The 12141-nt window shown below is 75.1% G+C and carries 2 protein-coding genes; both read right to left on the reverse strand.

Translation table 11 applies throughout. The features are described from left to right. Position 1: 1 nt before the first annotated feature. Positions 2 to 10036 (reverse strand): type I polyketide synthase, encoded by a 10035-nt coding sequence (locus tag ACIF9R_RS24065; RefSeq protein WP_399983620.1) that lies wholly within the window; start codon positions 10034 to 10036, stop codon positions 2 to 4. A gap of 61 nt (positions 10037 to 10097) precedes the next feature. Then, the coding region (locus tag ACIF9R_RS24070) for an SDR family NAD(P)-dependent oxidoreductase (RefSeq protein WP_399983623.1) at positions 10098 to 12141 on the reverse strand (2044 nt) is incomplete at its 5' end.

Here is a 12141-nt window from a genome sequence, read left to right on the forward strand (position 1 = left end):
GTCAGTTCTCCGCCTCGTGGTGGTCGGTGCCGAGGGCCAACTCGACGAGGTCGGCCACGTTCATGTCGTCGATGCGGTCCACCGCGTCGGTCGCGGTGTCCGGTTCGGACGCGGTCTCCTGGCCGGGTGTGGCCAGTTCCAGCAGGGCGTCGAGCAGTCCGGTCTCGCGCAGCCGGTTGAGCGGGATGGTGCGCAGGGTCGCCCAGGTGGCGGCCTCCTCCGGGCTCTGGGCGGGGTGGTCGCCGTCGGCGCCGAAGAGCCGGCCGGTGAGATGGCGGGCGAGGTCGGGGAAGGTGGGATGGTCGAAGACCAGGGTGGTGGGCAGCTTCAGGCCGGTGAGCGCGGACAGGCGGTTGCGCAGGGTCACGACGGTCAGTGAGTCGAAGCCCAGGTCGCGGAAGGAGCGGTCGGACCGGAGCTCCGCCGCCGAGTCGTGGCCGAGGGCGGCCGCGGCCTCGTGGCGCACGCGGTCGAGCATCAGCCGCTGTCGTTCGTCCGCGTCCAGCGTGGACAGTTCGCGGACCAGGGCGGTTACCTCGTCGGTGTCGGCCGGGCCGGGTTCCGCGACCGCCTGGCGGGCCTCGGGGACACCGAGGATCAGGGGGCGGGCGCGGGTGGCGGTGTAGGCGGGGGCAAAGGACTGCCAGTCGATGTCGGCGACCACGAGGTTGTGGTCGTGCCGGCCCACGGCGGTGGCCAGCGCGGCGACGGCGAGGCCGGGGTCCATCTGGCGGTTGCCCAGGCGGTGCAGATGGGCGGCGGTGTCGGTGTCGACCATGCCGCCTCCCGCCCAGGCGCCCCAGGCGATCGAGAGGAACGGCCGGCCGGCGGCGCGCCGGTGGGCGGCGAAGGCGTCGAGGTGGGCGTTGGCCGCCGCGTAGCCGATGCGTCGGGCGTCGCCCCAGGTGCCGGCTCCGGAGGAGAACAGGACGAAGGTGTCGAGTTCGAGGTCCTCGGTGAGGTCGGCGAGGTGGCGGGTGCCGGTGAGTTTGGGGGCGAGTACGGCGGCGAGTTCGGCGGTGGTGAGATCCTCGACGGGGAGTTCGCGTCCGCTGGTGCCGGCCGTGTGCAGCACCGCGCGGATCGGCGGGCCGCCGGAACCGATCTTGGCGAACAGGTCGCCGAGGGCGTCGCGGTCGGCGAGGTCGCAGGCGGCGATGACGACGTCGGCGCCCAGGTCGACGAGTTCGTCGAGGAGTTCGTGCGCTCCCTCGGCGGCGTCGCCGTGGCGGCTGACGAGGACGATCCGGTCGGCACCGGAGCGTGCGGCCCAGCGGGCCAGGTGGCCGCCGAGTGCGCCGGTGCCGCCGGTGATGACGACGGTGTCCCGGGGCTGCCACGGTGTCGTGGGGCCTTCTGCGGGCGCCCGGACCAGCCTGCGGGCCAGGGGGCCGGCCGGACGGACGGCGAGCTGTTCCTCGCCGGTCCCGCCGGCGAGGAGGCCGCACAGGTGGCGGGCGCTGTCGGCGTCGAGTTCGCCGGGCAGGTCGACGAGGCCGCCCCAGAGGCGGGGCAGGTCGAGTCCGAGCACCACGCCCGCGCCCCACAGCGTGGCCTGGGCGGGGTGGCGCGGGGGGTCCTCGGGGCCGGTGCCGACGGCGCCGGTGGTGGCGATCCAGAGCGGCGCGCCGAGGTTCAGGGTGGTGAGGGCGCGGACCACGGTGAGGCAGGTGGTGAGTCCGGTGGGTGCGTCGGGGTGGTCCGGGTCGGGTGTGTCGTCGAGGCCCGTGAGGCAGAGGACGCCCGTGAGGTGCCGGCCGGCGAGGAGGTCGGTGATGTGCCGGGCCAGCCGGACGTCGTCGGTGTGGCCGGGGTCGACGGGGAGTTCGAGTACGTCGGCTCCGGCGTCCGTCAGCACACGGGTGACGGCGTCGGCGAGGGGGTGGGGCGTCCCTGGCCGCGGCACCAGCCAGGTCCCCGTGAGGAGGCCGGGCTCGGTGTCCGGCACCGGTTCCCACCGGGTGCGGTAGCGCCAGTGGTCGATCGTGGCGCCGACCCGGCGTTGGGTGTGCCAGCGGGACAGGGCGGGGAGTACGGGTTCGAGCGCGCGGCGTTCGACGCCGATGTGTCCGGCGACGGCGTCGAGGTCCTCGTGGACCACCGCGCGCCAGAACTCGGCCTCCACCGGGTCGGTGCCGCGGGGTGCGGCCCCGGCGGTGGGCCGGTCGGGCCAGAAGCGGCGGCGCTGGAAGCCGTAGGAGGGAAGGTCGACGCGGCGGGCGCCGGTGTCGTCGAAGAGGCGGGCCCAGTCGACGCTCACGCCCGCCGTGTGGGCCTCGCCGAGGGACTGCAGGAACCGGGGCAGTCCGCCGTCGCGGCGGCGCAGGGAGCCGAGGGAGGTCACCTCGTCGTGGTCCGGGAGGGTCTCCTCGACGGCGACCGTGAGGACCGGGTGGGCGCTGACCTCGATCATCGGGCCGAAGCCCTGTTCGGCGAGGGCCCGCACGGAGTCGGCGAAGCGCACGGGGCGGCGCAGGTTCTGGAACCAGTAGGCGGCGTCGAACACCGGGCCTTCGGTCCAGTCGGCGGTCACCGTGGAGAAGAACGGCACCTCGGGTTCCGAGGGCGTGAGGGGGGCGAGGACGTTCAGGAGTTCCGCTTCGACGGCGTCGGCGTGCGGGGAGTGGGAGGCGTAGTTGATCGGCACGGTCCGGGTGCGGAGGTCGTGTCGCGCGCATACGGCGGCGAAGTCGCTCAGGGCGTCCGCGTCACCGGAGACGATGACGGCCCGGGGGCTGTTGACGGCGCCGATGTGGAGCCGGCCCTCGTAGGGGCGCAGCATCTCGGTGACCTGTTCGGTCGGGGCGGCCACCGAGAGGAGGCCGCCGAGTCCGGCGAGCGCGGTGACCACGCGGCCGCGCAGGCAGACGACGCGGGCGGCGTCGTGCAGGCTGAGTGCTCCGGCGAAGCAGGCGGCGGCGATCTCGCCCTGCGAGTGTCCGACGACGGCGGCGGGTTCGACACCGTAGGAGCGCCACAGTTCGGCGAGGGACAGGGTGACCGCGAAGGTGGCGGGCTGCACCACGTCGTCGCCTTCGAGGCCGGGAGCGCCGGGTGTGCCGCGCAGGACGTCGGTGAGACGCCAGTCCACGAACGCGGCGAGTGCGGCCTCGCAGCGGTCGATGCTCCGGGCGAACCTCGGGGAGGCGTCGATGAGTTCGGCGGCCATGCCGGCCCACTGGGAGCCCTGTCCGGGGAAGACGAACACCGGCCGGCCGACGGGACGGGCCACGCCCTGGACGACGCCGGGCCCGGGGTCGCCGGCGGCCAGGGAGCGCAGCCCCTGGAGGAGTTCGTCCCGGTCGGCTCCGACGACCACCGCCCGGTGTTCGAAGGGCGACCGGGTGGTGGCGAGGGTGAGGCCGACGTCCACGGGCCGCGGGTCCGTCACGGCCGGCAGGAGCCGGTCCGCCTGGGCGCGCAGCGCCGACATGGTGGGGGCGGACAGGGTCCAGGCGACGGCCGCGGGCGGCTCGGCGGCGCCATCGGGGGTGTCGCGGACGTCGGGGTCGGGTGCCTGTTCCAGGATCACGTGGGCGTTGGTGCCGCTGATGCCGAAGGAGGACACGGCGGCGCGGCGCGGCCGGCCGGTGCGCGGCCAGTCCTGGCGGTCCGTCAGCAGACGTACGGCGCCGGAGTCCCAGTCGGCGCGGGAGGAGGGTGCGTCGAGGTGGAGGATCTTCGGCAGGACGCCGTGGCGCATGGCCATGACGGTCTTGATGATGCCGGCGACGCCGGCGGCGGCCTGGGTGTGTCCGAGGTTCGACTTGAGGGCGCCGACCAGCAGGGGCGCGTCGGCGGGGCGCTGCCGGCCGTAGGTGGCGAGGAGTGCCTGGGCCTCGATGGGGTCGCCGAGGGGGGTTCCGGTGCCGTGTGCCTCGACGGCGTCCACGTCGGCGGCGTCGAGGCCGGAGGCCGCGAGGGCCTGGCGGATCACGCGCTGCTGGGAGGGGCCGTTGGGCGCGGTGAGACCGTTGGAGGCGCCGTCCTGGTTGACGGCGGAGCCCCGGACGAGGCCGAGCACGGTGTGCCCGTTGCGGCGGGCGTCGGAGAGCCGTTCGAGGAGGATCAGGCCGAGGCCCTCGCCCCAGCCGGTGCCGTCGGCGTCGTCGGAGAACGGCTTGCAGCGGCCGTCGGCGGCCAGGCCGCGCTGGCGGCTGAACTCGACGAACACGGTGGGGGTCGACATCACGGTCACGCCGCCCGCCAGGGCGAGCGAGCACTCGCCGGAGCGCAGGGCGCCGACCGCCATGTGCAGGGAGACGAGGGAGGAGGAGCACGCGGTGTCGACGGTGACGGCGGGGCCCTCCAGGCCGTAGGTGTAGGCGATTCGGCCGGAGGCGACGCTGCCGGCGGTGCCGGTGCCGAGATGGCCCTCCAGGTCGTGGTCGCTGCCCTGCAGCAGGGCCGGGTAGTCGGTGTACATCAGGCCGACGAAGACGCCGGTGTCGCTGCCGCGCAGGGAGCGCGGTGCGATGCCGGCCCGTTCGAAGAGCTCCCAGGACGATTCGAGCAGCAGGCGCTGCTGGGGGTCCATGGCCAGGGCCTCGCGGGGCGAGATCCCGAACGGGGCCGGGTCGAACCGGTCGGCGCCGGTGAGGAAGCCGCCCTCGCGGGCGTAACTGGTGCCGCTGTGGCCGGGGTCGGGGTGGTAGAGCGCGGCGAGGTCCCAGCCGCGATCGTCGGGCATGGGCACGATGGCGTCGTCGCCGCGCAGGACCAGGTCCCACAGCTCTTCGGGGGTTTCCACTCCGCCGGGCAGCCGGCAGGCCATGGAGACGATCGCGATCGGCTCGTCGGTAGTGGCGGCGGCGGTGGCCGGGGCGGGTGCGGTCCGGTCGCCGGGCGTCGCGTTGGCGGTGGTCGCGGCGGTGGTGAGTGTCTCCAGGTGCTCGGCCAGCGCGGCCGGGGTCGGCTGGTCGAAGATGATCGAGGGGGGCAGCCGCAGGCCGGTCTGCTCGCTGAGTGTGTTGCGCAGTTCGACCGCCATCAGCGAGTCGAAGCCGAGTTCCGAGAAGGCCTTGTCGGGGTCGACGGCGCTCGTCGAGGAGTGCCGCAGGACGGCGGCGACCCGGGCGCGGACCAGGTCGATCATCCGGGTCGGCCGGCCGGCCGTGCGGGTGCGGGGCCGCTGCCGGCGGACCAGTCCGCGCAGCAGGGCGTGCAGGGCGTCCTTGCCGTCCTGTGCGCGCAGGACGGCGAAGTCGAAGGCGGTGGGCACCAGGGTGACCTCGGGGCGGCGCAGGGCGGTGTCGAAGAGCGCGAGGCCCTCCGGTCCGCTGAGGCTGAGGACGCCGATGCCCGCGGCGCGCCGCAGGTCGACGTCGCTCAGGTTGCCGACCATGCCGTCCTGCCCCTCCCACAGGCCCCAGGCCAGGGACTGCGCGGGCAGTCCGGCGCGGCGGCGCTGTTCGGCGAGGGCGTCGAGACAGGCGTTGGCGGCGGCGTAGTTGCCCTGGCCGGGGCCGCCGAAGGTGCCGGCGGCGGAGGAGAAGAGGACGAACGCCGAGAGGTCCAGGTCGCGGGTCAGCTCGTGCAGGTGGAACGCACCGGCCACCTTGGGCGCGAGCACGGTGTCGATCCGCTCGGGGGTCAGCGACTGGATGATGGCGTCGTCGAGGACGCCGGCCAGGTGGACGACCGCGGTCAGCGGATGTGCGGCGGGAACGGTGGCGAGCAGGGCCGCGAGGGCGTCCCGGTCGGCCACGTCGCAGGCCTCGATCCGGACGTCGGCGTCCAGGGCGGCCAGTTCGGCGGCGTCCGCGGAGCGCACCCCGGACCTGCTGATGAGCAGCAGGTGCCGGATCCCGTGTTCCTCGACGAGGTGCCGGCACAGGGCACGACCCAGCCGGCCGGTGGCTCCGGTGACCAGGACGGTGCCGTCCGGGTCGGGACCGGGCGGCGGCTCCTCGTCCGGGGCGGGGAGGCGGGCGAGACGGGGCGCGTACCAGCGGCCGTGGCGCAGCAGGAGGCTGGGTTCGTCGTACGGCATGTCCTGGGTGGGGATCTCCGGGATCTCCCAGCTCTCCGGGCTCTCCCCGCTCTCCGGGGTGTCGCCGCGCGCCGGGGCGTCCCCGGTGACGTCGACGAGGACGAACCGGGAGGGGTTCTCCGACTGTGCCGAGCGGACCAGTGCCTGGACGGCGGCGGCGACCGGGTCGACGTCCTCGGTCCCGCCGGGGAGCCGGGCGGCGCCGCGGGTGCGCAGCAGGAGCGGGGCCTCGTCGTCGGCGGCGGGCGCGGCGAGCTCTCGCTGGAGGACGGCGAGCGTACGGTGCAGGGCCTCGCGCACCGCCTCGTACGGATCGTCGGGCAGCGGCTCGCCACCGGGGAGGTCGACCACCTGCGGCGTGCTGCCCGGGAGTGCGTCGGAGAGGCGGGGCGCGGTGGGGGGAACCTCCAGCCATTCGACGCGGAACAGGGCGTCGCGGTGGCGGGACCGGTCGAGCTGCCGGTCGCCCGGCAGGGGGCGTACCAGCAGTTCACCGACGGACACGACCGGTGTGCCGGTGGTGTCCGTCGCGGTCAGGGTGAGCGAGTGGCGCGCGGACCGGGCGAGGGTGACCCGCAGAGAGGTGGCGCCCGGGGTGTGCACGACGACACCGCTCCAGGTGAAGGGGACCGCCCCCGTGTCGGTGCCGGTGCCGGTGCCGGTGTCGGTGTCGAGGGCGGCCGCGTGCAGGGCCGCGTCGAGCAGGGCGGGGTGCAGTTCGAAGCGTTCGGCCTCGACATGCTGGGACTCGGGCAGTTCGATCTCGGCGTGGATGTCGTCGCCGAGCCGCCAGGCGGCCCGGAGACCGCGCAGCGCCGGACCGTACTCGAGACCGGCGCCGGCCAGCCGGTCGTAGAGGTCCTGGGTGTCCAGGGGGGTCGCACCGGCCGGGGGCCAGGTGGTGGGGGCCGGTTCGGCGGGCTCGGTGCGGGCGGCCAGGGTGCCGGTGAAGTGGCGCGTCCAGGGCCGGCCGGCGTCGTCGGTGTCCTGCCCGGCGTCGGGCCGGGAGTACCCGGTCACCGGCCGGTTCCCGGCGGTGTCGGCGGCTCCGATGACGACCTGGAGGGCGACGCGGCCGGCCGGGTCCAGGACCAGGGGTTCGGCCAGCACCAGTTCCTCGACGCGGGGGCAGCCGATCTGGGTGCCGGCGCGCACGGCGAGTTCGAGGAAGGCCGTACCGGGCACCAGGACGCGGCCGGCGACGCGGTGGTCGGCGATCCAGGGGTGGGTGGTGAGGGAGAGGTCGCCGCCGAAGACGAATCCGTCGGCGTCGGCGCGTTCCATCCGGACGCCGAGGATGGAGTGCCCGGCCGTCATGTCGTGGCGGGAGACGGTCGCGTCCAGCCAGAAGCGGCGCCGCTGGAAGGCGAAGGTCGGCAGGTCGACGCGCCGGGCGCCGGTGCCGTCGTAGAAGGCGGTCCAGTCGACGGGGACGCCGCACGCCCACAGGTGGGCGAGGGCTTCCGTCAGGGCCTCGGGTTCGGGCCGGTCGCGGGTGAGCAGGGGCCGTACGAGGCAGGTGGCGGGCACGTCCTCGGCGACGGCGGCGCTGAGCGGGCCGTCGGGGCCGAGTTCGACGAACCGGGTGGTACCGAGGTCGCGCAACCGTTCGACGCCGGCGGCGAAGCGGACCGCCTCGCGGACGTGGCGCACCCAGTGGCCGGCGGTGAACTCGTCCACGGGCCGGCCGGTCAGGTTGGAGACGACGGGGATACGCGGCCGGTGGTGCTCGACGCTCTCCGCGACGGCGCGGAACTCCTCGAGCATGCCGTCCATGTGGTGGGAGTGGAAGGCGTGGCTGACGGTGAGGCGCCGGGTGCTGGTGCCGCGGCCGGCGAACACGGCGCCGACGCGCAGTACCTCGTCCTCGTCGCCGGAGAGCACGACGGAGCCGGACGCGTTGACGGCGCCGATCCCGACCCGCTCGCCGAGCAGGGGGGTGACCTCGGCCTCGGTGGCGCGTACGGCCAGCATGGCCCCGCCGCCCGGGAGGGCCTGCATGAGGCGGGCGCGCGCGGCGACCAGGCGGCAGGCGTCCGGGAGGGTGAGGGCGCCGGCCGCGTGGGCGGCGGCCAGTTCACCGATGGAGTGGCCGATCAGCTGGTCGGGGCGCACTCCCCACGACGCGAGGAGGTGGAACAGCGCCACTTCGAGGGCGAAGAGGGCGGGCTGGGTGTACTCGGTGCGGTCCAGCAGGCCGTCGTTCGGCTCGAACATGACCGAGGTCAGGGGACGTTCGAGCACGCCGTCGAAGTGGGCGGCGATCTCGTCCAGCGCCCGCGCGAACACCGGGTAGGTGTCGTACAACTCCTTGCCCATGCCTACGCGTTGGGCGCCCTGGCCGCTGAACATGAAGGCGACGGGGCCGCCGAGGGGGCGCCCGGTCACGATGCCGGGCGCGTCGTCCGCGTCGTCCGCGCCGTCGGCGATCGCGGCGAGCGCGGCGGTCAGTTCCGTGGGGCCGGTGCCCAGGGCCACCGCCCGGTGTTCCAGGGGGGCGCGGGTCGTGGCCAGGGAGTATCCGACGTCCCACGGCCGGTGTCCGGTGACGCCGTCGCGCAGTCGCCCGGCCTGTGCGGCGAGCCCGTCGCCGCTCTTCGCCGACACCACCCAGGGCACGACGGGCAGGGTCCGGGCCGGCTCGTCCCCGGGGGCGGGCTCCTCAGGGGCCTGCTCGACGATCAGGTGCGCGTTGGTGCCGCTCACCCCGAACGCGGAGACGCCGGCCCGGCGCGGACGGTCGTCCGCGGTCCAGGGCCGGGCCTCGGTGAGCAGACGCACGCCGCCCGACGACCAGTCCACGTGCCGGGAGGGCTCCGTCACATGCAGGGTCCTGGGGAGGGTGGCGTGCCGGATCGCCTGCACCATCTTGATCACGCCGGCCACGCCGGCGGCGGCCTGGGTGTGTCCGAGGTTGGACTTGAGCGAGCCGAGCCACAGCGGCCGGTCGGCGGGCCGGTCCCGGCCGTACGTGGCGAGCAGCGCCTGGGCCTCGATCGGGTCGCCGAGCCGGGTCCCGGTGCCGTGCGCCTCCACGGCGTCCACGTCGGCCGGGGTCAGGCCCGCGTTCGCCAGGGCCTGCCGGATGACTCGCTGCTGGGAGGGGCCGTTGGGTGCGGTCAGGCCGCTGCTGGCGCCGTCCTGGTTGATGGCGCTGCCGCGGATCACCGCCAGCACCGGGTGGCCGTTGCGGCGGGCGTCGGACAGTCGCTCCAGGGCCAGCAGGCCGACGCCCTCGGACCAGCCGGTGCCGTCGGCGTCGTCGGCGAAGGACTTGCAGCGCCCGTCGGGGGCCAGGCCCCGGTGCCGGCTGAACTGCACGAAGGTGACCGGGGTGGACATCACGGTGACGCCGCCGGCGAGGGCGAGGGTGCACTCGCCGGCCCGCAGCGCCTGACAGGCCAGGTGCAGGGACACCAGCGAGGAGGAGCACGCGGTGTCGAGGGTCACCGCGGGCCCTTCCAGGCCGAGGGTGTAGGCGATGCGGCCGGAGGCGATGCTCGGCGAACTGCCGTTGCCTATGTACCCCTCAAGGCCCCGCGGGGCCTGCCGTACGCGGGCGCCGTAGTCGTTGTACATCACGCCGACGTACACACCCGTACGGCTGCCGCGCAGGGACGCGGGGCTGATCCCGCCGCGCTCCAGGGCCTCCCACGACGCCTCAAGGAGCAGCCGCTGCTGCGGGTCGGTGGCCAGCGCCTCGCGGGGGCTCAGTCCGAACAGCTCGGCGTCGAACTCGGCGGCGTCGTACAGGAAGCCACCCTGGGTGGAGTAGCAGGTGCCGGGCCGGTCGGGGTCGGGGTCGTACAGCGACTCGATGTCCCAGCCGCGGTCGGCGGGGAAGTCCGAGACGGCGTCGGTGCCGTCGGCCAGCACCTGCCACAGGTGGTCCGGCGAGGCGACCGCACCGGGCAGCCGGCAGCTCATCCCGACGATGGCGACGGGCTCCGTGCTCCGCGCCTCGTGTTCGGTGAGCTGTTGCCGGGTCCGGTGCAGGTCGGCGGTCGCCTTCCGCAGGTACTCGCGCAGCCGTTCCTCGTTCATCGGTGTCCCCCAAGTCCGGGGCACCGTGGCCCCACGCACGACCTGCTTGTCTCTTCGCCGCTCATGTGTCCAGCCCGTCGAGGAACCGGAAGAGTTCGTCGTCGGACGCCGTGTCGAGGTGATCGGCCACCGAGTCCGGCGCGGTGGGCGGGGCCGCGGCAGGCCCGGTCACCTTGGCCAGCAGTTCCCTCAGCCGGCTCTCGACGCGGCCGCGCAGTACGTCGTCGGCGGTCGTGTCGGGCAGGTTGGCGCCCAGCTTCTCCAGTGCGAGGAGGAGCGGGGCGAGGACGCGTTCCCCGTCCGACGGGAAGACCTCGTCGAGGTGGGCGGCGAGCGCGGCCGGTGTCGGGTGGTCGAAGAGCAGGGTCGCGGGCAGCGTGAGTCCGGTCGCCCTGCTGAGCCGGTTGCGCAGTTCCACGGCGCTGAGGGAGTCGAAGCCCATGTCGAGGAACCCCCGCTGCACGTCGACCAGTTCGGGGCCGGGGTAGGCGAGCACCACGGCCGCCTCGCCGCGCACCAGGTCCAGCAGGGCGCGTTCACGCTCGGGGCCGCTCAGCCCGCTGATGCGGTCGGCGGGGTCCGCGGGATCGGCGGGGCGCCGGTTGCCGCGGGCGTCGTGTCCTTCCCGTCCGCCGCGGATGTCCTGCTCGTCCCCGTCCCGTGCCCCTCGGGTCACGGTCGGCCGGCCGGCCCGCACCAGGCCGCGCAGCAGCGGGGGTACGGCACCGGGCTCGGCGTCGCGGAACCCGGCGAGTGACAGGCGTACCGGCACCAGGACCGTCTCGTCGAGGGCGCACGCGGCGTCGAACAGGCTCAGCCCCTCGTCCGACGACAGGGAGGCGATGCCCGCCCGGGCGAACCGGGCGTGGTCGGCGGCCGTGAGTTTGCCGGTCATGGCGCTGGCTTCGGACCACGGCCCCCAGCACAGGGAGAGCGCGGGCAGCCCCTGCGACCGGCGGTGCCGGGCGAGCGCGTCGAGGAAGGAGTTGCCCGCCGCGTAGCTGCCCTGCCCGCCGCCGCCCAGGGTCGAGGCGACCGAGGAGAACAGGACGAACGCGCTCAGGTCCAGGGACGCGGTGAGCTCGTGCAGATTGAGCGCGGCGTCGGCCTTCGGCGCGAGCACGCCGTCGATCCGCTCCGGTGTGAGCGAGGTGACCACTCCGTCGTCGACGACGCCCGCGACGTGCGCGACGGCGGTGAGCGGGTGTGCGGCGGGGATGCCGTCGAGCAGGCCGGCGAGCGCGGCCCGGTCCGCCGCGTCGCAGGCCGCGAGGGTGACTTCGGCGCCCAGCGCGGCGAGTTCGTCCCGCAGCGCGGCCGCTCCGGGTGCCGCGGGTCCGCTGCGGCTGATCAGCAGCAGCCGCCGTACGCCGTGCTCGGTGACGAGATGACGGGCGACGAGCCGGCCGAGGGTGCCGGTCGCTCCGGTGATCAGGGTCGTCCCGGCGGGGTTCCATACGGGGACCGTGGAGCCGGCGTCCCGGGTGCCGGCCGGTACCCGGGCGAGCCGGGCGACGCGCAGGCCGCCGGCCCGCACGGCGGCCTGCGGTTCGTCCCCGGCGACGGCGGCGGCCAGCACATGGCCGGCCACCGTGACGCCGGCGGCGGTACGGCCACCGGCGACGCCCGGGCCACCGTCCACGGTGCCGGCGCCCGCGGCGGCGGGGGCCGTGCCCGCGGTGGCCGCCTCGGCGCCCACGACAGCAGAGTCGGTACCCACAGCGGCCGGGTCGGCGCCCACGACGGCGGGTGGGGCGTCCACGGTGACGGGATCGGTGCCGACCACGGAGGTATCCGTGTCCACAACGACAGGCTCGGTGCCGACCACGGCAGGAACCGCGCCCACGGTGACGGGGGCGGCGCCCACAGCGGCCGGGTCGGCGCCCACGACGGCGGGTGGGGCGTCCACGGTGACGGGATCGGTGCCGACCACGGAGGTATCCGTGTCCACAACGACAGGCTCGGTGCCGACCACGGCAGGAACCGCGCCCACGGTGACGGGGGCGGTACCCACAGCGGCCGGGTCGGCGCCCACGACGGCGGGTGGGGCGTCCACGGTGACGGGATCGGTGCCGACCACGGAGGTATCCGTGTCCACAACGACA

Origin of the sequence: Streptomyces sp. NPDC086080, from assembly GCF_044540255.1 — a bacterium.
GTDB lineage: Bacteria > Actinomycetota > Actinomycetes > Streptomycetales > Streptomycetaceae > Streptomyces.